The following is a 22,281-nucleotide window of genomic DNA, read 5'->3' as shown; positions in this document are numbered from 1 at the left end:
CGTTACATGCTAGCGTAACGGCCAGGGCGTTACAATCGGGTCATGGCGACGAACGATCCGGCGGCGTTCCGGCTCGACTGCGGTGCGACCTGGCTGAACCTGCTGGCCACGAAGGGCCGGGCGTTCGGCGCGCGGCCGGTCGAGCGGATCCCCGACGTGCCGCGGTTCGCGCGCTGGCTCGAGGCCTGCGAGCTGGCCCCGGTCCGTCCCGTGGGGCCCGCCGACCTCGAACGGGCCCGGTGGCTGCGCGAGGTGCTGCGCCCGATCGCGCTGGCGACCGTCGACGGCGAGGCCCCGGCCGACGGCGACGTCCGGGAACTCGCCGGCTTCCTCGCGGCGGCCGCCGACCCCGTCGTGCTCGCCGTGGACGGGCGCCTCGTCCGGGCCGCGCCGGCCGACGGCGGCGCCGCGCTCGGCCGGATCGCGCGCCAGGCCGTCGACCAGCTGACCGGCCCGGAGCGGGCGTTCCTGAAGGTCTGCCCCGAGGACGACTGCCGCGGCGTGTTCGCCGATCCCGCGGACCGGCGCCGCTGGTGCCCGTCGCCCGCGTGCGCCAGCCGCGGACGTGTCCGCGCCCTGCGCGCGCGCCGCAGCGCGGAAGACGGACAGCCGCGGCTGCAACCGTGATCGGCTAGGCGGGGTTCATGGGGTGCCGCACGCCCGGACGGGGCGTGCGCACCGACGAGAGGGGAACCCATGGACCTGCGGCTCACCGGACGCGTTGCGGTCGTCACCGGCGCTTCGAAGGGCATCGGGCTCGCGGTCGTGCGGACGCTGCTCGACGAGGGCGCCCGCGTGGTCGCCGTGTCCCGCAAGCCCGGCCCGGAGCTGGACGCGCTCGCCGGGCCGGACCTGGTGCACGTGGCCGCGGACCTGATGGACCCGGCGGCGCCCGGCCTCGCCGTCGAGCGGGCCGTGGAGGCGTTCGGCCGGCTGGACGTCCTGGTCAACAACGCGGGCGGCCCGCCGCCCGGCGCGGTCATGCCCCGGTTCGGGTTCGGGACGCTGAGCGACGACGACTGGCGCGAGGTGTTCGAGTTCAACGTGATCGCGGTGGTCCGGGCGGTCCGGGCGGCGCTTCCGCACCTGCTGGAGAGCGACGCGGCGGCGATCGTCAACGTGTCGTCGGTGAACGGGCGGCGCCCGGGGCCGATGAACTTCGACTACAACGCGGCGAAGGCGGCGCTGAACAACCTGGCGAAGGGCCTGTCGGAGGAGTTCGGGCCGCAGGGGATCCGGGTGAACACGGTGTCGCCCGGCCCGGTCCGGACGGCGTGGTGGACCGAGGAGGGCGGCGCCGCGGACGTCATCGCGCAGGCCACCGGCTCGGACCGGGACGCGGTCCTGAACGGCGGCGCCGCGGAGATGATGAGCCTGACGACCGGCCGGATGGCCGAGCCGCAGGAGGTCGCGGACGCGGTGGCGCTGCTGGCCTCGCCGCGGTCGGCGAGCACGACGGGCGCGGAGGTCGTGGTCGACTCGGGCTTCCTCAAGGAGCTCTAAGTCATAAGCAATCCTGCTAGAGGTTAGAAGACCCATCTCTTTGACGTATGGAAAGCCGGTGACCAGGATGGACGGTGAGCGACAGGGCGAGAACTGAGAGGGGCGACGATGAACGCGTACGGGACGGTGCGGGGCGCGGTGTTCGTGCCGGGCGACGAGGGCTACGACGCCGAGCGGACCGGCTTCCAGACGGCCGGCCCGCACCGTCCCGCGGTGATCGTCGTGGCGGAGGACGCCGAGGACGTGCGCGCCGCCGTCGAGCACGCCGCCGCGCGGGGCATGCCGGTCGCCGTTCAGAACACCGGGCACGGGCTCCCGCTCCCCGCCGACGGCGGCCTGCTGATCGTCACCCGGAAGATGACCGGCGTGGAGATCGACCCGCGGGCCCGGACGGCGCGGATCCAGGCCGGCGTCCGGTGGGCGCAGGTCGTCGCGGAGGCCGCGCCGCACGGGCTGGCGCCGCTGAGCGGGTCGTCGCCCGGCGTCGGCGCGGTGTCCTACACGCTCGGCGGCGGGATCGGCCTGATGTCGCGGCGGTACGGGTTCGCGGCGGACCACGTCCGGTCGGTCGATGTCGTCACCGCGGACGCGCGGCTCCGGCACGTCACGCCGGAGAGCGACCCGGACCTGTTCTGGGCGCTGCTCGGCGGACGCGCCAACTTCGGCGTGGTGACGAGCCTGGAGATCGGCCTGCTCCCGGTCGCGCGGCTGTACGGCGGCGGCCTGTACTTCGACGCCGACCTGATCCCCGCGGTCATGGACGTCTGGCGGCGGTGGACGGAGACCGTCCCGGACGAGATGACCTCGTCGGTCGCGCTGATGCCCGTGCCCGACGTCCCGGTGTTCCCGGAGCCGCTCCGCGGCCGCCACGTCGCGCATGTCCGGATCGCCTTCACGGGGGACGCGGCGGACGGCGAGCGGCTCGTCGCACCGTTGCGGGCGATCGGGCCGCGGCTGGTCGACACGGTCGGCGAGATGCCGTACACCGACTCCGGCCTGATCCACAACGAGCCGCCCGTCCCGATGGCGTACCGGGCGACGAACGTCGCGGTCGACGCGCTGGACGGCGACCTCGCCGGCGACCTGCTCGCCCTCGCCGGCCCGGGCGCCCCCGACCGGGCGATCGTGGAGGTCAGGCACCTCGGCGGGGCGATGGCGAAGCCGCCGGCCGTCCCGAACGCGGTCGGCAACCGGGACGCCGGATACCTGGTCGGCCTGCTGTCCAGGCTCGGCCCGGACGACACCGGCGTCGACGCCCTGCACGACCGGTTCGGCGGGCTGCTCGCCGCACGCGCGCGCGGGCAGGTGCTGAACTTCCTGTTCGGCGCGAACGCGACGCCCGACCAGGTCCGCGCCGCGTACGAGCCGGAGACCTACCGGCGGCTCGCCGAACTGAAGGCGCAGTACGACCCGTCGAACCTCTTCCGCCTGAACCACAACATCGCACCCGCGAAATAGGACGCGAGGCCCCGCACGGCCACCGCGCCCTCCGGGCCCTCACGCCTGAACCCCCGTTCCGGACACCGGAGCGGGGGTTTCCGGCGCGTCACTTCTGCGGGGGGCGGCGCGGGAGGAGGAGCGCCGGGACCAGCGCCAGGGCCAGGAGGCCGAGCGCGAACGCGTACGTGTGCTGGAACGCGTCCGCCAGCGGGCCGGCGATCGCGTCGTGCGCCCGCGGGCTCAGCCGGTGCACGGCCTGGAGCGCGCCGCCGCCGTCCGGATCGTCCGGGACGAGGCCGCTCATCAGCGTGGACAGCACCACCGACGCCAGCGCCGTCCCGATCGCCCCGGACGCGGTGTTGACGAGGTTCACCGTGGTGCTCGCGGCGGGCGCCTGCCCGTGGGACATCCCGCGCGTCGCGGCCGTCATCGCCGGCATCATCGTCGCGCCGCCGCCCGCGCCCATCAGCACCATCGCCGCGCACAGCCCCCAGTACGGGGCGTCCGCGCTCAGCTGGACGGTGAACAGCGCGAACCCGGTCAGCGCGGTCGCGATCGACACGGGCACGAGCCGTCCCGGCGGGACCCGGTCGACGATCCGCCCGGCGACCTGCATCGCCGTTCCGGAGCCGAGCGCGAACGGGATGCCGAGCAGCCCCGCCACCGTCGCGGTCTCGCCGCGCACGACCTGCAGGTACAGGGGGAGCAGCAGCATCGTCCCGAAGTAGCCGGTCGCGAACAGCGCGAGCGTGCCGGTCGCGGCGGCGAACGTCCGGTCCCGGAACGGCCGCAGGTCGATCAGCGGATGCCGGACGACCAGCGCCCGCAGCACGAACCCGGCGACGAGCAGCGCCCCGGCGGCCAGCGGGACGAGCACCCGGGCCGAGCCGAAGTCGCCGCGGTCGCCGCCCGTCGTCACCCCGTACAGCAGGGCGGCGAGGCCGGGCGACAGCATCAGCAGCCCGAGGACGTCCAGCGGGGTCCGCGCCCCGGCGGCGTCGCGGGGGAAGACCCGCGCGGCGAGCGCCACGACCGCCGCGGCGACCGGCAGGTTGACGAAGAACATCCACCGCCACGACACCGCGTCGATCAGCCACCCGCCGAGGACGGGCCCGGCGAGCGGGCCGACCAGGACCGCGAGCCCGAGCGTGCTCATCAGCCGGCCGAGCCGGTCCGGTCCGGCGGCGCGCAGCAGGATCGTCATGCCGACCGGCATCACCAGGCCGCCGCCGACCCCCTGCACGACCCGGAACGCGATCAGCGACTCGATGTTCCATGCCAGCCCTGCGAGGACCGACGCAGTGGCGAACCCGGCGATCGCCACCAGGTACAGCCGCCGCGCGCCGAACCGCCCGACCGCCCACGCGGTGGACGGGATCACCGCGGCCAGGGCCAGCGCGTACGCGGTCGCCACCCACTGGACGGTGCCGAGCGGCGCGGCGAAGTCCGCCGACAGCCGGTTCAGCGCGACGTTCACCACGGTCTGGTCCAGCGTGATCATGATCGAGCCGAGGACCAGCACCAGCGCGACCGCCATCGGCCGCGCGCCCCGCCCCGCCGCCGGCGGGGCCTGCGTCATCGTCGCCATGTCAGCCGCCGTAGGGCCGGGCGGCGCGGGCGTCGCGCAGCGCGTGCCCCCACCAGGCGAGCTGGTCGAGCATGCCCTTCGCCGCCGCTTCGGCGCCCTCGGCGTCGACCGGCCGCCCGTCCTCGCCGAACCAGTTCCACGGCGCGTGGAAGCTGACGGTGTCGCGCATCGTGACGGCGTGCAGCTCGGCGAAGACGCCGCGCAGGTGCTCGACGGACCGCAGCCCGCCGGACACCCCGCCGTACGACACGAACGCGACCGGCTTGGCGCGCCATTCGTAGTAGTGGGTGTCGATCAGGTTCTTCAGCGTGCCGGGGAAGCTGTGGTTGTACTCGCAGGCGATGACGACGAACGCGTCGGCGGCCTGCAGCGCGCGGGTGGTCTCGGTGAAGCCGTCGGGCGCGGGCGTGCCGAGGCGGCTCGGCGGGGGCGCGTCGGCGACGTCGACCAGGTCGAGGACGAGGTCGTCCCGCTGCCCGGCCAGCCCGGTGAACCAGCCGGCGACGGTCGGGCCGAAGCGTCCCTCGCGGGTGCTGGCGGTGATGACGGCGACGCGAAGAGGTGTCGTTTCCATGGCCCCGACGCTAGGAACGCCCCAACCGGCCGGGCATCTGTCAGCCGACTGGCCTCCCCACCGGTCGGCCTAGCCCAGTTCGACGGGGGTGATCGTCCACTCGCGGTCGGACGGTGCGGGCGCGCACGCCCGGGACAGGACCCGCAGGACGGCCTGCGGGTCGCACCCGTAAAGGCCCGCGCCCCACGCCGCATTCGCTTCCACGACGGCCCAGCCCCGCCCCTTGACCAGGCCGACGTCGACGACGATCGCGGGCGGCAGAGGCACCTCGGCCAGGAGCGCGCCGGCGTACTCGCGGGCCTCCTCGGCATACGGCGCCTCCCAGCGGCCGTCGCCGGTGAGCGCCAGCTCGCCGCCCGCCAGATAGGGCGACATCGTGACGACCTCGCCGTCCAGCACCTGGCAGCGGTACTCGACCTCCCACTCGACCGGCTCGGCGACGAAGACGGGGGTGTCGCCGGGCACCGGCTCCGGGAGGTCGGCGGGCGAGCCGTAGACCCGGCCCTCGAAACCCTTGCGGCCGTCCGCCGGCTTGGCGAACAGCGGCCATGCGCGCGACCCGCGAACCTCCGCCAATGTCGACATATCTACTTTTCGGCGGAGATGCCGTTCCGGCAGGCCCGGCAGCCAGGCCGGCGGCGCGTCGATCAGCGCGACGCCGAGCTGCGCCGCGATGACCTCCACGAACGTCGGCTCCCCGTACAGCGCGACGTCCCGCCCGCGCAGGTGCGCCGGAGCCCGCCACCCGCCCAGGCGCTCGGCCTTCCAGCCGGCGCGTCCGGCGGCGAGGCGCAGCACCTTCGAGTCCTCGGTGTAGCGGGGCGACAGGACGAGCGTCGGCACAACGGACCTCCACGGCTGACGGCAGGGCCGTCAAAGGATGCCGCTCCACGGACGCCCGCGTCATCCGGATATAGGAGTCAAAGGGGGCAGGGGTGGCTGCACGCGGTACGCGGGGCGGCGGGCGCGCGGAACTCCGCCCACACGGCCCTGCCGCCGAGGGCGCTGTGCGAACCCCACGCGGTGGACAGCGCGTCGACCAGGCGCAGCCCCCGGCCGTCCTCGCCGCACGGGTCGTCGCGCACGCACGGCGCGCCGCCGGTGCCGCCGTCGTCGAGGACGGTGACGCGCAGCATCCCGTCCGCGGCGCTGACGATGACGGTCACCCGCCCGCCCAGGCCGGACGCGGTGTGCTCGCAGGCGTTCGCGACGAGCTCGTCCACGCACAGGGCGACGTCGGCGAGGGCCTCGGCGTCGATGTGCGGGGCGACGCGGCGGACGAACGCGCGCGCCTCGGGGGCGGAGCGGGCGACCCCGGGCAGGCTGGTCGTGCCGAGGAGGCGCATGGGACCGCGCGTCCGGACAGTGCCCCGTGTCATCGCATCGCTCCCTGAAGTGAGTGCTCCGGCCAGCATGGGACCGCGGATGCGGCCGCACAATCGCCTCCGGTGACAAGCCGGGCGCCGCGCATTCGCCGTTTACGAAGATGCACCCGGCGGACGTGCGACGATGCGTGCTGACATCGGCGCGCACGGTGACGAACGGGTTGCCGGGGCGCTTGGGCACGGGGAGGATCGCGTGGTGAACGAACTCGAAGAGGGAACGCGGCTCGCACTCGACTTCGGCAAGCTGCGCGCCGTCGCGGCGACCGGCTCGGACGTGGTGCCGGTGGTGCTGCAGGACGCGGCGAGCAAGGACGTGCTGTTCATCGGCTACGCGAACGAGCAGGCGCTGAAGGCGACGCTGGACGAGCGGATCGCGGTGCTGTGGTCGACGTCGCGCAACGAGCTGTGGCGCAAGGGCGCGTCGTCCGGCGACGTTCTGGAGCTGGTCGAGGTCCGCGTGAACTGCGAGCAGAACTCGCTGCTCTACCTGGTCAACCGGACGACCGGCGGCGCGTGCCACACGAAGTCGGCGTCCGGCGACGCGCGTCCGACCTGCTACTACCGGTCGATCACCGGCGAGGGCGCCCTCCGCCACGAATGACGGCGGCCTGCTCTTGCGGTGACCATGGTGCGAGCCAAGGCGGCGGTGTCCACATTCTGGTAGTCAAATCTCATCTTGTGGACTTCTGGGGATGCTGCTCGGGAACGTTCCGAACGCTCCGGTCCTGCCTGCCGCGGCCGCGGTCGTGCCCGTCACCGTTGCTGCTGTTGCTGCTGCTGTTCCCGTTGCCCTGGCCCTTGTTCGGGTGCGTCTTCTTGGCCTTCGGGGACCTGCTGTTGGCCTGGCCGGGCGGGGTCGTCCGGCCGTGCTGCGGCGTGCCCTTCGGGGACGGGCTCGGCTTCGGGTGCCGCGGCGGCGTCGAGCGCGGCACGACCGTCGGCGACGGGTGCAGGTGGTCGCCGCGGTGCCACGACTGCTTCGGCGCGCGGTGGTGGGACGACGCGGGCGCCGGGGACTGCCCGGGCAGGTGCCCGGTGCTCGCCGCCACCGCCACGCCCCCGCCGAACGCCGCGAGCGTGGCGGCGACCACGGCGACCTTGATCGTCGCGTAGCGGGGCACGGCGGCCCAGCGCGACCGGCGCGCCGCGGGCCGGGCCCGGGCGGCGCGGAAGGCGGCGGCCGCGGCGTCCTCGCCGGCCAGCTCGCCCGGACGCGGCGGACCCGCGGCGGCCGACAGCAGCGCGCGCAGCGCGTCATGGCCGTCGGCGGAGCCGCCGGCGCGGTCGCCGGCGGGGCCGTTCGGGAGGCTCGCCGAGGCGCCGCCGAGCAGCCGCTCGGCGGTGCGCTGGTCGAGCCGTCGGGCTCGCTGGTGGTCGCTCATCTCACCCCTTCAGCGCCCGTACCGCCGCTTTTGTCACTTCCGGCACCGGGCAGCGTGCCCGCCTGCGGCGCCGGGACCGCCCCGGAGACCGCCTCGGCGGACCCCGCGAGCCGCTCGGACAGGCGGCGCAGCCCCCGGTGGGCGGCGGTGCGGATCGCGCCGGGCCGCTTCCCGAGCACCTTCCCCGCGGACTTGGCGTCCAGTCCCACCACCACGCGCAGCAGCACCGCCTCGGCCTGGTCGCGCGGCAGCCCGGCGATCAGCCGCAGCGCCTCCCCGGTGGCGATGCCGTCGAGGGCCAGCGCCTCGGTGTCGGACTGCGCGGCGAGCGTGAGCAGCTCCTCGGCGGGCGCGTCGGCGGTGGGCCGGCGGGACCGGCGGCGCAGGTGGTCCAGCGCGCGGTGCCGGGCGATCGTGGCGGCCCAGCCGCGGAACCCGTCGATGTCGCCGCGGAAGGCGGCCAGGTCGCGGGCGATCTGCAGCCATGCCTCGGACGTGACGTCCTCGGCGTCGGCGCCGACGAGCGCGCCCGTGAAGCGGATCAGCCGGGGCTGGACGTCCCGGTAGAGCACGCGGAAGGCCTCCTCGTCGCCCTCCTGGGCAGCGCGGAGCGCGCGGTCGAGGTCGTCCTCGCCGCCCGCGTCCTTTCGCCGCACTCGCGTCACCTGCGTCATTGTGCAGGCATTTCAGGTGTGGTGTGACATGTACGGGGTGCTCGGCGCTGACCGTTCTGAACGGCCGCACCGCCCGAGCGCGCGCGGCGTTCGTCCCCGATGCGAAGTGATGGACGACATGATCCGCGATTTGCCTGCACACCCGCATGGCCCGGACGAGGAGTCCGGCGCGGCACCGGGCCGTCCCAGGGGCCCGCGGCATGCCGCGCCGAGACTGAACACCGTGCCTCTGACGCAGGCCGTGTCGCCGAGGCCCGCCGCGCCCGCGGGCGGCGTTTCGCCGGACGGTCCCCGGGACACCACGCCGGACGGGTCGCCGGTGTTCGTGGACGCGACGGGGCGGCGGCAGCGGCTGGCCCGGCGGATCGGCCTGGTGGCGGGCGCGGTCCTCGTGGTCTTCCTCGGCGCGCTGGGCATCGGGGCGGCTACAGGCGCCGCGGTCCCCGGAACGCCGTGGAACGCGCCGTCCACGCATCCTGATGGCGGGCACCAGTCGGCCGGCGCGCGCGCTGCGAAACCGACTGGCGGGCGTGAAGGCGGGACGTCGAGCAAACGGCCCCGTACCGTCCCGTCCGGTGGGTCGGCCAAGGCGCCCTCCGCGACCTCGCAGCCGGCGTCGACGACGGCGCCCGCGCCGTCCGCGTCGACCGCGCCCAGCGCCAAGCCCACGGCGAGCACGACCGCGAGCCGTCCGGGCAACTCGCACGCGAGCCCGCCCGCCTGGGGGCACACGAAGAAGCCGAGCTGAGGATGCGGCGAGGCGAACCGCGGGGCCACTGGATCCTGCTGCTCCTCGGCGGCCTGGCCCTGACCGTCCTGCTGCTGCTGGACGGGTACGCGCACGGCGCGGTCGGCGAGGCGCCGCGCAAGGACCCGGTGCACCCCGTCCCCGCGCCGTCGCGGATCACCTCCGGCGGCCCGGTGGTCAACATGGCCGGCGGGACGCCGCACTCGCTGCGGATGCCGGCCAAGACGATCGCGCTGACCTTCGACGACGGCCCCGACCCGACGTGGACGCCGCGGATCCTCGACGTGCTGCGCCGCCACGGCGCGCACGGCACGTTCTTCGCCGTCGGCGCGCACGTCGCCGAGAACCCTGCCCTGACCCGCCGCATCCTGCGCGAGGGCAACGAGATCGGCTCGCACACCTACACGCACGTCGACCTCGCCACAGCCCCGGCCTGGCGCGCGCGCCTGGAACTCGACCTCACGCAGCGGGCGCTGGCGGGCGCGGCCGGGGTCCACACGCGGCTGATGCGGATGCCGTACTCGTCCGTCCCGGACGGGCTGACCGCGCCGGAATGGCGGGCGGCCGAGCGCGCGGGCAAGGACGGGTACGTCGTCGTCCTCACCGACCGCGACACCGAGGACTGGCAGCGGCCGGGCACCGAGAAGATCGTCGAGACCGCGCTCGCGGCGGAGAAGCGCGGCCAGGGCGCCGTCGTCATGCTGCACGACGCGGGCGGCGACCGGGCGCAGACCGTCGCGGCCGTCGAGCAGATCATCGACCGGCTCCAGCCGCACGGCTACCGCTTCACCACGCTGTCGCAGGCCATGCGGATGCCCGCCGCCGACATCGCCGTCTCCGGCCGGGAGAAGGCGATCGGCTGGACGCTGGTCGCCGCGCAGCGGACCGCGTCCGCGCTCACCGGCTGGCTCGGCGCGCTGTTCGGCGTCGCCGGAGCCCTGTACGTGCTGCGGCTCGTGCTGCTGCTGGTCTTCGCGCACGTGCACGTCCGGCGCGTCCGGAAGCCGCCGGCCCGCCCCGCGCCGTACCCGGACCTCTCCGTCATCGTGCCCGCCTACAACGAGGAGGCCGGGATCGCGGCGACGGTCCGGTCGCTGCTCGACACCGACTATCCGGGCGCGTTCGAGGTGATCGTGGTGGACGACGGGTCGTCGGACCGCACCGCCGCGATCGTCGAGGGCCTCGCGCTGCCGGGCGTCCGGCTGCTGCGCAAGCCCAACGGCGGCAAGCCCAGCGCCCTGAACGCGGGCGCGGCCATGGCGCGCGGCGAGATCCTCGTGCTGGTCGACGGCGACACCGTGTTCCAGCGCGACACGCTCCGGCACCTCGTCGGGCCGCTCGCCGATCCGCGCGTCGGCGCGGTGAGCGGCAACACCAAGGTCGCCAACCGGGGCGGGCTCCTCGGCCGCTGGCAGCACATCGAGTACGTGATCGGCTTCAACCTCGACCGCCGGATGTTCGACGTGCTGCAGTGCATGCCGACCGTCCCGGGCGCGATCGGCGCGTTCCGCCGCTCGGTGCTGGCGCGGGTCGGCGGCGTCCCCGCCGACACCCTCGCCGAGGACACCGACCTGACCATGGCGATCTGCCGGTCCGGGTACCGCGTCGTGTACGAGGAGAAGGCGATCGCCTGGACGGAGGCGCCGTCGTCGCTGCGCCAGCTGTGGCGGCAGCGGTACCGCTGGTGCTACGGGACGATGCAGGCGATGTGGAAGCACCGCCGGTCGCTGGTGGAGCGCGGCGCGTCGGGGCGGTTCGGCCGCCGCTGCCTCACGTACCTGGCGGTGTTCCAGGTGGTGCTGCCGCTGTTCGCGCCCGCCGTCGACCTGTTCGCGCTGTTCGGCCTGGTCTTCCTGAACCCGGTGGGGCCGATCCTGCTCTGGGCCGGGTTCGTGGCGGCGCAGACGGCCGCGGGCGCGTACGCGCTCTGGCTGGACGGCGAGCGCGTCCGCCCGCTGTGGGCGCTGCCGCTCCAGCAGTTCGTGTACCGGCAGCTCATGTACCTGGTCGTCGTCCAGTCGGTGGTCACGGCGCTGCTGGGCTCGCGGCTCGGCTGGCACACGATCCGCCGCACGGGCACGTTCTCGGACGTCCCGCCGCAGCCCGCGTCCGCCCGCTGACGGAATCCCGTCCGGCGGGCGGGAACAATCCCGGGGGCCCCGGGGGTTACACATAACAGCCGGTGTGCCTGGTGTCCCCGGGCCTCACCTATTGCCTTCACGGAATACCGTCCGGCTGGAGCCGTGTTGAGCCTTTCGCCGAGAGGCGACCCGCACACCGGTGCTTGACCAGGGCCCCGCCGGGCCGCAAGACCCGGCGGGGCCTGGTCGTGTCCGGGGATGCCAGACTTGCCCGCATGAGTCTCGCGGCGCACCTGGAGGAGCTCGGCCGTCCGCTGGTCGAGGAGCAGCTGAAGCACCCGACCGTCCTCGGCATCGCGCGCGGGGACCTGGACGAGGCGGTCTTCCGCTCCTGGCTCGAGCAGGACTACCTGTTCCTGCACGACTACGTCCGCGTGTTCTCCCGGCTCGCCTGGCAGGCCCCGTCCGCGCACCTCGGCGACCTCGTCGACCTGGCGCACGCGACCTTCCACGACGAGCTGGACCTGCACCGATCCCTGTCCGCGGAGTTCGGCGCGGACCTCGACGGCGCCCGCAAGGGCCCGGCCTGCGCCGCCTACACCGCGTTCCTCCTGGACAGCGCCGCCGACTACGGCGACGGGCTCGCCGCCCTGTACCCGTGCATGTGGGGCTATTCCACGCTGGGCGCCCGCCTCGCCGAGGACCCGCCCGCCGAGCCGCGCTACCGCCGCTGGGTCGACACCTACGCCGACCCCGGCTTCGCCGAGCTGACCCGCCGCATCGCCCAGATGATCGACGAGTCCGGCGCCGGCCCCGCCCGCGCGGAACGCCTATTCCTCGACGGCATGCGCCACGAACTCGCCTTCTGGGACGTCCCGCTCTAGCACCCCTGGCACGGGTTTCACATGAAACAGCGAGCGCGCGGCCCCGGATCGGGGGCCGCGCGCTCGTTCCGGGCCGTCAGCGGGCCGGCTCGACCTCCGGACGGGCCGGGGCCGCGGCCGCCGGGGCCGGCTCGGTGTCGCCGTTCAGCGCCTTGAACCGGCGGAGCCGCAGGCTGTTGCTCACCACGAAGACCGACGAGAACGCCATCGCGCCGCCCGCGATCATCGGGTTGAGCAGCCCGGTCGCCGCCAGCGGCAGCGCCGCCACGTTGTAGGCGAACGCCCAGAACAGGTTCCCCTTGATCGTGCGGAGCGTGCGCCGGGACAGCCGGATCGCGTCCGCCGCGGCCCGCAGGTCGCCGCGGACCAGGGTCAGGTCGGACGCCTCGATCGCCACGTCCGTCCCGGTGCCCATCGCCAGGCCGAGGTCGGCCTGGGCGAGCGCGGCGGCGTCGTTGACCCCGTCGCCGACCATCGCGACCGTCCGTCCCTCGCCCTGCAGGCGCTTGACGACGTCGACCTTGTCCTGCGGCAGGACCTCGGCGATGACCTCGTCGATCCCGACCGCGTCCGCGACCGTCCGGGCGACGGTCTCGCTGTCACCGGTGAGCAGGACGGGCCGCAGCCCGAGCGCCCGCAACTGCCCGATCGCCTCCGCCGAGGTCGGCTTGACCTGGTCCGCGACGGTGATCACCGCGCGGGCCTCGCCGTCCCAGCCGACCGCGACGGCGGTGCGGCCCTGCGACTGCGCCTCCGCCATCGCCCGCTCCAGCTCGGCGCTCAGGTGCTGCGACCATTCGGCGAGCAGCTGAGGCCGGCCGACCAGGACACCGTGCCCGTCGACGACCCCCTGCACGCCCAGGCCCTCGACGTTCGCGAAGTCCTCGACCGTGCCGAGGGTCCCGACGCGCTCGGTCGCGCCCTTGGCGATGGCCTGCGCGATCGGGTGCTCGGACGCGTTCTCCAGCGCCCCCGCGAGCCGCAGCACGTCCGCCTCGTCCACGCCGTCGGCGGTGTGCACGCCGACCAGGGCCATCCGGCCGGTGGTGACGGTGCCGGTCTTGTCCAGCACGACCGTGTCGATCGCGCGGGTCGACTCCAGCACCTCCGGGCCCTTGATCAGGATGCCGAGCTGCGCGCCGCGCCCCGTCCCGACCATCAGCGCGGTCGGGGTGGCCAGGCCGAGCGCGCACGGGCAGGCGATGATCAGCACCGCGACCGCCGCGGTGAACGCCCCGGCCAGGCCGGAGCCGGTGCCGACCCAGAAGCCCAGCGTCGCGACCGCCAGCGCGATCACCACCGGGACGAAGATCCCGGAGATCCGGTCGGCGAGCCGCTGCACCTGCGCCTTGCCGGTCTGCGCGTCCTCCACCAGCCGCGCCATCTGCGCGAGCTGGGTGTCGGCGCCGACCCGCGTCGCGCGGACCAGCAGCCGCCCGCCCGCGTTCACCGTCGCGCCGACCACCGCGTCGCCCGGCGCGACCTCCACCGGGACGGACTCGCCGGTCAGCAGCGACGCGTCCACCGCCGACGACCCCTCGGTCACCACGCCGTCCGTCGCGATCTTCTCGCCGGGACGGACCACGAACACGTCGTCCACGGCGAGCTGCTCGACCGGGATCCGCTCCTCGCGCCCGTCGCGGACGACCGAGACCTCCTTGGCGCCCAGCTCCAGCAGCGCCCTGAGCGCGGCGCCCGCGCGCCGCTTGGACCGCGCCTCGAAGTAGCGGCCCGCCAGGATGAACGCGATGACGCCGGACGCGGCCTCCAGGTAGATGTTCATCGACCCGTCCGAGCGGGTCATGGAGAACTCGAACCCGTGCTTGAGGCCCGTCTCCCCGGCGGTGCCGAAGAACAGCGCCCACAGCGACCAGCCGAACGCGGCGAGCGTGCCGACCGACACCAGCGTGTCCATCGTCGCGGCGCCGTGCCGCAGGTTCGTCCACGCGGCCTTGTGGAACGGCCAGCCCGCGTACACCACGACCGGCGACGCCAGCGTCAGCGACAGCCACTGCCAGTTGTCGAACTGCAGCGCCGGGACCATCGCCATCGCGATCACCGGGACCGCCAGGACGACCGACATGACCAGCCGCTGCCGCAGCGTGCGCAGCCCGTCGTCGGGCTCCCCGCCCGCGTCGCCCTCGCCCTCGCTCTTCGGCGGGGCCGGCAGCTCGGCGGTGTAGCCCGCCGCCTCCACCGTGGCGACCAGCTCCTCCGGCGATACCCCCGCCGGGAACTCGACCTTCGCCTTCTCGGTGGCGTAGTTGACCGTCGCGGTGACGCCCTCGAGCTTGTTCAGCTTGCGTTCGATGCGGTTGGCGCACGACGCGCACGTCATCCCGCCGATCGCCAGCTCGATCCGCCCGGATTCCGCTTCTGGCACGGCGCCGGTGGTCATCGCTCCTCCTTCGCTTCGACCGTACGGGATGTCAGTGGGTGTGCTCGCCGTGGCCCTCGCCGTGGCCCTCGTCCTGGCCGCCCTGCTCGACCGGCCCGGACGACGGCCCCGCCGTCACGGTGAACTCCGCCGTGCGGACCTTGCCGGCGTGCTGGAAGTCCAGGTACAGCCGGTACGTCCCCGCGCTGGGCGCCTCGGCGTAGAAGGTGATGCCGGGACCCGGCTTCGTCTTGCCGTCGCCCGGCTCGCCGTCCGGGTGGACGTGCAGGTAGGCCAGGTCGCCCTGCCGCAGCGCGACCAGATGCCCGTACGCCTCCAGGTACGGCTCCAGGTCCGTGACCGGCTTGCCGTCCTTGCTCACCGTCAGCGTCAGCTTGCTCGCCTTGCCCGGGGCCAGCGCCCCGGCCAGCTTCACCTCGTAGCCGTCCACCTTCGCGACCTGCTCCGGCTCCGGCAGCGGGACCGGCTGGAAGTCGCCCGGGGCGGCGACGTCGACGCCCAGCGTCAGCGCCTCCTTCGCGCCCTCCGGCTGGACGTCGGTGAAGAACCGGTACGCGCCGGCCTTCGGCAGGACGACCGCGACCGCCCACACGCCGCCGCCGACCTCGGTCGGGTGCAGGTGCTGGAAGCCGGACAGGTCGCGGCGCGCGATGATCAGGTGCAGCCGCTTGCCGTGCAGCGGCGTGAACCCGGTCACCGGCCTGCCGTCCGGGCCGTCGATGGTGAACCGGAAGTCGGTCAGCACGCCCGGCCGCACCGTGGTCGTCCGCGGGTGCAGGGTGTAGCCGTCCTGGCTGACCTGCAGCCCGCCGGGGACCGCCGTGCCCGCCGCCGTCCCGCCGTGGGATCCGTGCGCGCCGTGCCCGCCCTCGTCGGCCTTGCCGACCGGGCCGGCCACCGTGCCGATCCCGGCGGCGCCGCCGAAGACGACGGCCAGCCCTGCCACGTAGGCGCCCAGCTTGGTCGCGGTGTTCATCGTCCTTCACTCCACTCGTCTCGGCCCTGGTTCCCAGGGCGGCAGGCCTCAGGCCTGCAGGGCGTATCCCGCCTCCTCGACGGCGCCCTTGATCAGGGCGTCGTCGACGGGGGCCTCGCTGGTGACGGTCACCCGGCCGGTCTCGAGGTCGACGTCGACGGCGGTCACGCCGGCGACCTGCTCGACCTCCTCGGTCACGGAGGCGACGCAGTGGCCGCAGGTCATCCCGGTGACGGTGTAGGTGGCGGTGCTCATCTCTCGTCCTCCCTCGTCGTTGTACCCCCTGGGGGTATCTGCACGACCTCATGGTGCCACAACCCGAACACCCCGCACAACCCGTACCCCCTAGGGGTTATTTCGAGATCCGGGTCACAGCCCGTCGCGCGGAGTTATCCACACCCTGTGCGGCGGCCCGCAGGAACCGCCGCACGGCGCTTTGTCGATATTCGTCGAGGTATTCACCCCGGAACGCCCCGCCGCCGCGCCGAACCGCGCGCCATGCACAAGGTTTTCCACAACCTTCCCCGGCCCTGTGGACAGTCCAGGGAGGTCGCCGGACGCGGGACGCCGCCGCCATCGATGATCTCGCGATCCGCGTCCCCGGGGGAGGTACTTGCGCAGGTCCGCCGCATGGCTGCCGGACCGTTTACCTTGGAGGGGTCACGGTCGGCGAGTGGAGGTCCGATGCCCGAGTTGCCCGAGGTGGAGGCGCTGGCGGCGTTCCTGCGCGAGCGCGTCGTCGGCCATGCCGTCGCGCGCGTCGACGTCCTCGCGATCTCCGCGCTGAAGACCTACGACCCGCCCGTGACCGCGCTCGGCGGGCTGACCGTCACCGGCGCGACCCGGCACGGCAAGTTCCTGGACCTGGACGTCGACGGCATCCACCTCGTCGTTCACCTGGCCCGCGCCGGCTGGCTCCGATGGCGCGACGAGGTGCCGACCAGGCCCGCCCGCCCCGGCGGGAAGAACCCGCTCGCCCTCCGCGTCCACCTCGACGACGGCTCCGGCTTCGACCTCACCGAGGCCGGCACGAAGAAGGGCCTCGCGGTCTACGTCGTCCGCGATCCGAACGACGTCCCGGGTGTCGCGACCCTCGGCCCCGACCCGCTCGACGAATCGTTCACCGCCGACCGGCTGCGCGAGATCGTCGCGGGCAAGCGCACGCAGATCAAGGGCCTGCTGCGGGACCAGAGCGTCATCGCCGGCATCGGCAACGCCTACTCCGACGAGGTGCTGCACGTGGCGAAGATGTCCCCCTTCAAGATCGCCGCGACGCTCACCGACGACGACGTCGCGACCCTGCACGAGGCGATCGTCGCCACGCTCCGCGACGCGGTCGACCGCTCGCGCGGCCTGGAGGCCCAGGACCTCAAGGGCGAGAAGAAGACCGGCCTCCGCGTGCACGGCCGCAAGGGCCAGGAATGCCCGGTGTGCGGCGACACGATCCGCGAGGTGTCGTTCGCCGACTCGGCCCTCCAGTACTGCCCCACCTGCCAGACCGGCGGCAAGCCCCTCGCCGACCGCCGCCTCTCCCGCCTCCTCAAGTAACCCTCAGGCGCCCACCTCGACGTCGGCCACGACCATCTTGTCGAGCGTCCCGGAGCCCGGCGGCGAGGCCGGCCGGCGGCTTGGCGGCGGCCGGTCCCCGCAGCAGGCCGAGGGAGTCGAGCGCGGCGTCGTTCATCCGCAGCGAGAACATGCCGCCCATAGTGGCAGCGTGGGGCGAGCCCGAGGGCGCGGCCCGGATCGACGCCTGGATCTGGGTGCGCTGCGGCCGCGACCGCATGCGGGCGGGCGGGTCAGCGGACCTTCGGGACGGGGCCGAAGACCGGGGCGATCTCCGTCCAGCGGTGCAGCTGGCAGCCGTCGTTGCGCTTGAAGGTGGTGTCGATGGGCTTGCCCTGCCAGGTGCCCTTCACCGTGGCGACCTCGGGGCCGCCGTAGATGTCGGTGCACATCCGGTCCTTGGGGACGGGCGCGAACGGGTCCTTGACCTTGGTGAGGGCGGCGCAGGCGTCGGCGGCCTTCGGATGGTCGCCGCCGGCCGGGTCGCAGGTCAGGGTGTAGGTCTTGGCGGGGGCCTGGGCCGATGCCTTGACCTGGATGGTGAGGCTGTCGGCCGAGGGGCTCGAGGGCCGTACCGCGGCGGTGCCCGAGGGCCGCTCTGCGGGAAGGGTCTTGGCGTGTTCGTCGCCGCAGGCGGCCAGTGAGAAGATCATGGCGAGCCCGGACGAGGCGAGGATGAGCGTCCGATACCGCATGCGTGATTCGACGCAGGGGGGCTTCGCGCGGTTCCATGGGGGTGTGATGATTTTCGGGGACGAGGTTCCGGCGGTGGTCGCCGCCGACGTTCCGCAGGGCGGTTACCTGCTGGACGTGCGCGAACAGGACGAGTGGGAGGCCGGGCACGCGCCCGAGGCCGTGCACATCCCGATGGGGCAGCTGGGCGACCGGGCCGGGGAGATCCCGCGGGACCGGGAGATCTTCGTGATCTGCCGGTCGGGGGCGCGGTCGGCGCAGGTGACGGTGGCGCTGAACCAGGCGGGCTGGCTGGCGAAGAACGTGGACGGCGGGATGAAGGGCTGGGCCGAGGCGGGCCGGCCGATGGAGAACGGCGGGGACGGCGAGCCCTACGTGGCCTGACCGACCCCCGGGGATATGCACCCTTTGTAGGGGTTGCGGGCGGTTGTACGATCGGTGCCGACCGATAACCGCGGGAGCTCGGGCCTCGAGCCGGGCTGAGAGGGCGGCCTTCCTGGCGTCGCCGACCGCATGAACCTGTCCGGGTAATGCCGGCGTAGGGAGCGTGTCCCGTGACGTCCGACGTCGAAAAGACCCTCGCGCACGAGAGCCCGCGCAACGAGGTCCCGTACACCCTCGACGAGCCCGCCCCGAAGGTGCTCGGCTTCTGGGACCAGAGCGCGTTCTGGGCGAACCTCGGGGTCAGCCTGCTGGCCTTCTCCGGCGCGTACACCGTCCTCGCGCCCGGCGCGGACGGCAAGCCGACGCTGGCGATCGCGGCGGGCATCGCCGCGATGATCGTCGGGACCGTGCTGGGCGGGCTGATGCTCGGGCTGGCCGCCGTGCCGGGGGCGCGGACGGGCCAGCCGGCGATGGTGCTGCTGCGCGGGCTGTTCGGCGCGCGGCTGTCGTACGTGCCGACGGTGCTGAACATCGCGCAGCTGGTCGGCTGGGGCACGTTCGAGCTGATCGTGATCGCGGACGCGGCGCGCGAGCTGTGGGACGGGGTGCCGCGCTGGGGGTACGTGGTCGCGGCCGGGGTGCTCACGACGGTGCTGACGATCTGGCCGCTCGGGTCGGTGCGGCTGCTGCGCCGGTACGTGACGGTCGCGGTGGTCGTGGCGCTGGGCTACTTCTACGTGCAGCTGGTCCGGCAGCCGCTGCCGGATCTGAACCAGGGGTCGTGGCACGGGTTCTGGATCGGCGCGGACGCGGCGCTGGCGGTGTCGATCTCGTGGGTGCCGGTCGCCGCCGACTACACGCGGCACGCGAAGAGCGCGCGCGGGGCCTTCGGCGCGGCGTCCGTCGGGTACTCGGTGACCCAGATCGTCGCGTACGTGCTCGGGCTGCTGGCGCTGGCGCTCGTCGCGGGCGACACCGACCGGGTGTTCGACCCGTTCCTGCACGTCGCGCTGGGTGCGGTGTTCTTCGCGGTGTTCGTGCTGCGGGAGGCCGACCAGTCGTTCGCGAACGTGTACTCCACCGCCGTGTCGATCCAGAACCTGGTGCCGCGCGCCGACCGGCGCGTCCTGTCGGTCGCGCTCGGCGCGGGGATCACCGTGCTGGCGCTGGCGCTGGACATCAACGACTACGCGGGCTTCCTGTCACTGATCGGGTCGGTGTTCGTGCCGATGCTGGGCGTGCTCGCCGCGGACTTCTTCCTCGGCCGGGGCCGCGCCGGCGGCTGGGACGCGAGCCGCACCGCGCCGTCCCGGTGGAGCATGATCGCCGCGTGGGCGGTCGGCATCGTCGCCTACCAGCTGATCAACCCGGGGACCGTCGGCTGGTGGGCGGACCTGTGGCAGCACGCGCGGGACGCGCTGCACTTCACGCCGCAGAGCTGGATGAGCGCGTCGCTGCTGTCCTTCCTCGCCGCGGCCGCCGCGACGCTGCTGATCGGCTGGGCGGGCGCCGCCCGCGGCGCCGGTATTACCCGACGGTAGGGTTGCCGCAGCCGCGCGCCGACGGATGCGCCGCGCCCGCCGGAAAGGCACGACGGAGATGGCCGATTTCAAGGTCCCCGGGCCGCTGACGTGGCGTTCTTCCCTTCGCCGGGGCCGCTTTGTGGGAACTTTTCGGCGCCGATCGCCCGGCGCCGTGCCGGGCTCCGGTGGCACGATGACAGACGTGCAGCACGTCCACGACCCGATCGCGCGCGCCGTCATCGAGAGCGCCGCCGACGCGATCGTGGCCGTCGACCAGAAGCACCGCGTCACCGTGTGGAACCCGGCCGCCGAGCGGATGTTCGGCTGGAGCGCCGAGGAGATGGTCGGGCGCGTCCCGCCGATCGTCCCGGACGAGCTGAAGGCCGAGCACAACGCCGTCCAGGAGCGGCTGCTCACCCGGCGCGCCGGGGAGGGCGAGTCCGAGAAGGAGGGCGGGCAGATCTCGATCGCGACCCGCCGGTTCCACCGGGACGGCCGGCTGATCGACGTGCGGATCGACACGAGCCTGCTGAAGGACCCGGCCGGGACCCCGCTCGGCTGGGTCGGCGTGTACCACCCGGCGGAGGACGACGAGATCGTCCAGCACCACATGACGGAGCGGGCGCGGCTCGTCCGGCGGCTGAACGACATCGTCGCCGACCTGAACGCCGAGCTGGACCTCGCCGTGGTGCTCGACCGGATCACGACCGCGCTGATCGAGCTGACCGGCGCGGACGCGGGCGGCTTCGTCCGGATCGAGGGGCAGCGGCTGCGCCTGGTCAGCACGTCGGGGCTGCCGGAGCACATGCGCGGGACGACCGCCGAGCTGCGCCCGAGCCTGGTCGGGGAGCTGCTGCGGTCCGGCAAGACGGTGAAGCTCGCGACCGGCGAGCAGCGGCTCGGCGACCTGATCTGGTCCGAGCTGCCCGGCCTGCACACCGTCGCGCTCGGCCTGTCGTACCTGCAGAACCGCCCGTACGGGGCGCTCTACGCGCTGTTCTCCGGGCGCAAGATCGGGCACACCGAGCTGGAGCTGCTGGAGCTGCTCGCCGGGCACGCCGGCGTCGCGGTCGGCAACGCGGTCGCGTACGCGGAGGTCGTCCGGCAGCGGGCGCACGAGCGCGCGGTGATCGACTCCAGCGCGGACGGCATCGCGGTGCTGGACCACGACCTCGTCGTCCGGCAGTGGAACCCGGCCGCGCACACCCTCACCGGCATCCCGCCGGAGGACGCGATCGGCCGGCCGCTGCCGTTCGACATGCCCGCGCTCGGCGAGATGCTGACGTTCCCGCTGGAGTCCGGGGTCTGGCTGAACGTGCTGGCCGCGGAGATCGAGGAGACCGGCGAGCTCGTCGTCGACTTCCGCGACGTGACGGAGGCGAAGGCGCTGGAGGAGGCGAAGGACCTGTTCCTCGCCACCACCAGCCACGAGCTGCGCACCCCGATCACGGTCGTGCAGGGGTTCGCGTCGACGCTGGTCAACCGGTGGGACGAGCTGGCCGACCTGGACCGCCGCGCCGCCGTCGCGACGATCGCCGAGCGCGCCCAGTCGCTCGGCCGGCTGGTGGAGCACCTGCTGCTCGGCTCCCGCGCGGGCGCCGACGAGCTGGCCGTGACGGTCGAGCCGTTCGACCTGGCGCGGGTGCTGGAGGGCGTCGTCGCGGGGTTCCGGTCGCTGTCGGACCTGCACCGGGTGGAGCTGGAGATCGAGCCGGGCCTGCCGCGGTGCCGGGGCGACGCGATGGCGACCGACATCGTGCTCGGGCAGCTGCTGGAGAACGCGTTCAAGTACAGCCCGGACGGCGGGACGGTCCGGGTCCGCGCGCAGGCGGTCGCGGCGGGCGCGGCGGCGGGCGCGCGGGGGATCGCGGTGACGGTCGAGGACGAGGGGATCGGCATCCGCCCCGGCGACCACGAGCGGATCTTCGAGCGGTTCGTGCAGGGCGAGGCGGGGGACCGGCGCCGGTTCGGCGGCATCGGCCTCGGCCTGTACATCGTGAAACGGCTGACCGAGGCGCAGGGCGGGGCGATCTCGGCGCATCCCGGCACGAGCGGCGAGTCGGGCACCTGCATGCGGCTCGTCCTGCCCGCCGAATGACCGCCCGCCGCCCGCCGAATGACCGCCCGGTCGGTCACTTACCGTGAGGACAGCGGTCCGGATGCGGACGGGTGAGTCCGTTGTGCCGCGCGGTTTGAGCGATCCTGACTGGTGGCAGGGTTGCTCCGTGCGGGAAAGTACGGTGGCCACCGGGTGTGACGGACGAAACGCGCGCGCGAGGAGTAACCCGTCCTCCGGCTGGATAGATCCTTGGGTGGCCGCCGCCGGTGATGGGATCACCGGCCGGCGCCGGGTTCCGACACCGCAGACGGGGGTGATCACCGTGACCGGACGGGCGGTGACTCGTTGTGCAGGTGGCGACCGGCATCGCTCAGGTTTCCGGCCCCTGCCATCAGGGCATTTCGGTCGTACCGGAAGAGTGAC

21 protein-coding genes and 1 riboswitch are annotated in these 22,281 nt (G+C 73.9%); of the genes, 11 read left to right on the top strand and 10 right to left on the bottom strand.

Going from position 1 to position 22,281, the window contains the following annotated elements; all coding sequences use genetic code 11:
- Positions 1 to 42: 42 nt before the first annotated feature.
- From AB0C78_RS05810 to AB0C78_RS05800, 3 genes are all read left to right on the top strand, one after another.
- Positions 43 to 627 carry a CGNR zinc finger domain-containing protein gene (locus AB0C78_RS05810; RefSeq protein WP_360742220.1) on the top strand — a complete coding sequence of 195 codons (585 nt, stop codon included), beginning with the start codon at positions 43 to 45 and terminating at the stop codon, positions 625 to 627.
- A gap of 69 nt (positions 628 to 696) precedes the next feature.
- A complete protein-coding gene (locus AB0C78_RS05805; RefSeq protein WP_360742217.1) occupies positions 697 to 1,503 on the top strand; it encodes an SDR family NAD(P)-dependent oxidoreductase in 807 nt (268 codons plus the stop codon).
- 108 nt (positions 1,504 to 1,611) lie between these two features.
- Entirely contained in the window at positions 1,612 to 2,961 is a 1,350-nt protein-coding gene (locus AB0C78_RS05800; RefSeq protein ID WP_360742214.1) for an FAD-binding oxidoreductase, read from the top strand.
- Between the two features lie 88 nt (positions 2,962 to 3,049).
- Here AB0C78_RS05800 and AB0C78_RS05795 read toward each other — a convergent pair whose 3' ends face one another.
- From AB0C78_RS05795 to AB0C78_RS05780, 4 genes are all read right to left on the bottom strand, one after another.
- Positions 3,050 to 4,531, bottom strand: coding sequence for a DHA2 family efflux MFS transporter permease subunit (locus AB0C78_RS05795; protein ID WP_360742211.1), 1,482 nt, complete (start codon positions 4,529 to 4,531; stop codon positions 3,050 to 3,052).
- 1 nt (position 4,532) lies between these two features.
- Positions 4,533 to 5,105, bottom strand: a complete 573-nt coding sequence (locus AB0C78_RS05790) for an NAD(P)H-dependent oxidoreductase (protein ID WP_360742208.1) — start codon at positions 5,103 to 5,105, stop codon at positions 4,533 to 4,535.
- Positions 5,106 to 5,174: 69 nt separating this feature from the next.
- Entirely contained in the window at positions 5,175 to 5,948 is a 774-nt protein-coding gene (locus tag AB0C78_RS05785; RefSeq protein WP_360742205.1) for an ATP-grasp domain-containing protein, read from the bottom strand.
- A gap of 77 nt (positions 5,949 to 6,025) precedes the next feature.
- The gene (locus tag AB0C78_RS05780) at positions 6,026 to 6,484 is read right to left on the bottom strand and encodes an ATP-binding protein (RefSeq protein WP_360742202.1); all 459 of its coding nucleotides are present in this window, start codon (positions 6,482 to 6,484) and stop codon (positions 6,026 to 6,028) included.
- Positions 6,485 to 6,686: 202 nt separating this feature from the next.
- Here AB0C78_RS05780 and AB0C78_RS05775 point away from each other — a divergent pair, with 202 nt between their 5' ends.
- Entirely contained in the window at positions 6,687 to 7,091 is a 405-nt protein-coding gene (locus AB0C78_RS05775) for a phosphoribosyl-AMP cyclohydrolase (RefSeq protein WP_360742199.1), read from the top strand.
- 70 nt (positions 7,092 to 7,161) lie between these two features.
- Here AB0C78_RS05775 and AB0C78_RS05770 read toward each other — a convergent pair whose 3' ends face one another.
- Positions 7,162 to 7,872 carry a hypothetical protein gene (locus tag AB0C78_RS05770; protein ID WP_360742196.1) on the bottom strand — a complete coding sequence of 237 codons (711 nt, stop codon included), beginning with the start codon at positions 7,870 to 7,872 and terminating at the stop codon, positions 7,162 to 7,164.
- Positions 7,869 to 8,537, bottom strand: a complete 669-nt coding sequence (locus tag AB0C78_RS05765) for an RNA polymerase sigma factor (RefSeq protein WP_360742193.1) — start codon at positions 8,535 to 8,537, stop codon at positions 7,869 to 7,871. The genes AB0C78_RS05770 and AB0C78_RS05765 overlap by 4 nt, the downstream gene beginning before the upstream one ends.
- Positions 8,538 to 8,769: 232 nt before the next feature.
- Here AB0C78_RS05765 and AB0C78_RS05760 point away from each other — a divergent pair, with 232 nt between their 5' ends.
- The 3 genes from AB0C78_RS05760 (at position 8,770) to AB0C78_RS05750 (ending at position 12,259) form a co-directional block, all read left to right on the top strand.
- Positions 8,770 to 9,294, top strand: a complete 525-nt coding sequence (locus AB0C78_RS05760) for a hypothetical protein (protein ID WP_360742190.1) — start codon at positions 8,770 to 8,772, stop codon at positions 9,292 to 9,294.
- Between the two features lie 2 nt (positions 9,295 to 9,296).
- Complete coding sequence (locus tag AB0C78_RS05755) at positions 9,297 to 11,414, top strand: bifunctional polysaccharide deacetylase/glycosyltransferase family 2 protein (protein ID WP_360742187.1); 2,118 nt, start codon at positions 9,297 to 9,299, stop codon at positions 11,412 to 11,414.
- 236 nt (positions 11,415 to 11,650) lie between these two features.
- On the top strand, positions 11,651 to 12,259 hold the full coding sequence (locus AB0C78_RS05750) for a transcriptional regulator (protein ID WP_360742184.1): 609 nt from the start codon (positions 11,651 to 11,653) through the stop codon (positions 12,257 to 12,259).
- A 76-nt stretch (positions 12,260 to 12,335) separates the two neighbouring features.
- Here the strand turns inward: AB0C78_RS05750 and AB0C78_RS05745 are convergent, their stop codons facing one another.
- The 3 genes from AB0C78_RS05745 to AB0C78_RS05735 are packed head-to-tail and all read right to left on the bottom strand — an operon-like array spanning position 12,336 to position 15,888.
- On the bottom strand, positions 12,336 to 14,657 hold the full coding sequence (locus tag AB0C78_RS05745; protein WP_360742181.1) for a heavy metal translocating P-type ATPase: 2,322 nt from the start codon (positions 14,655 to 14,657) through the stop codon (positions 12,336 to 12,338).
- Between the two features lie 31 nt (positions 14,658 to 14,688).
- Positions 14,689 to 15,633, bottom strand: coding sequence for a hypothetical protein (locus AB0C78_RS05740; protein WP_360742178.1), 945 nt, complete (start codon positions 15,631 to 15,633; stop codon positions 14,689 to 14,691).
- Between the two features lie 48 nt (positions 15,634 to 15,681).
- Positions 15,682 to 15,888: a heavy-metal-associated domain-containing protein gene (locus tag AB0C78_RS05735; protein WP_360742175.1), complete on the bottom strand. Its 207-nt coding sequence runs from the start codon at positions 15,886 to 15,888 to the stop codon at positions 15,682 to 15,684.
- Positions 15,889 to 16,317: 429 nt separating this feature from the next.
- Between AB0C78_RS05735 and AB0C78_RS05730 the strand changes: the two genes are divergently transcribed.
- Entirely contained in the window at positions 16,318 to 17,181 is an 864-nt protein-coding gene (locus AB0C78_RS05730) for a DNA-formamidopyrimidine glycosylase family protein (RefSeq protein ID WP_360742172.1), read from the top strand.
- Positions 17,182 to 17,432: 251 nt separating this feature from the next.
- Here the strand turns inward: AB0C78_RS05730 and AB0C78_RS05725 are convergent, their stop codons facing one another.
- Complete coding sequence (locus AB0C78_RS05725) at positions 17,433 to 17,894, bottom strand: SSI family serine proteinase inhibitor (protein ID WP_360742169.1); 462 nt, start codon at positions 17,892 to 17,894, stop codon at positions 17,433 to 17,435.
- Between the two features lie 46 nt (positions 17,895 to 17,940).
- Here AB0C78_RS05725 and AB0C78_RS05720 point away from each other — a divergent pair, with 46 nt between their 5' ends.
- The 3 genes from AB0C78_RS05720 (at position 17,941) to AB0C78_RS05710 (ending at position 21,897) form a co-directional block, all read left to right on the top strand.
- Positions 17,941 to 18,276, top strand: coding sequence for a rhodanese-like domain-containing protein (locus AB0C78_RS05720; protein ID WP_151544311.1), 336 nt, complete (start codon positions 17,941 to 17,943; stop codon positions 18,274 to 18,276).
- Positions 18,277 to 18,336: 60 nt separating this feature from the next.
- Positions 18,337 to 18,454, top strand: a riboswitch (TPP riboswitch).
- Entirely contained in the window at positions 18,447 to 19,817 is a 1,371-nt protein-coding gene (locus tag AB0C78_RS05715; RefSeq protein ID WP_360742166.1) for a cytosine permease, read from the top strand. It overlaps the preceding riboswitch by 8 nt.
- 175 nt (positions 19,818 to 19,992) lie before the next feature.
- The gene (locus tag AB0C78_RS05710; RefSeq protein ID WP_360742163.1) at positions 19,993 to 21,897 is read left to right on the top strand and encodes a PAS domain-containing protein; all 1,905 of its coding nucleotides are present in this window, start codon (positions 19,993 to 19,995) and stop codon (positions 21,895 to 21,897) included.
- Positions 21,898 to 22,281: the final 384 nt, after the last annotated feature.

It is taken from the genome of Actinomadura sp. NPDC048394, assembly GCF_040651755.1.
Taxonomy (GTDB): domain Bacteria; phylum Actinomycetota; class Actinomycetes; order Streptosporangiales; family Streptosporangiaceae; genus Spirillospora; species Spirillospora montaniterrae.
This window is presented reverse-complemented; position numbering and strand designations above follow the sequence as displayed.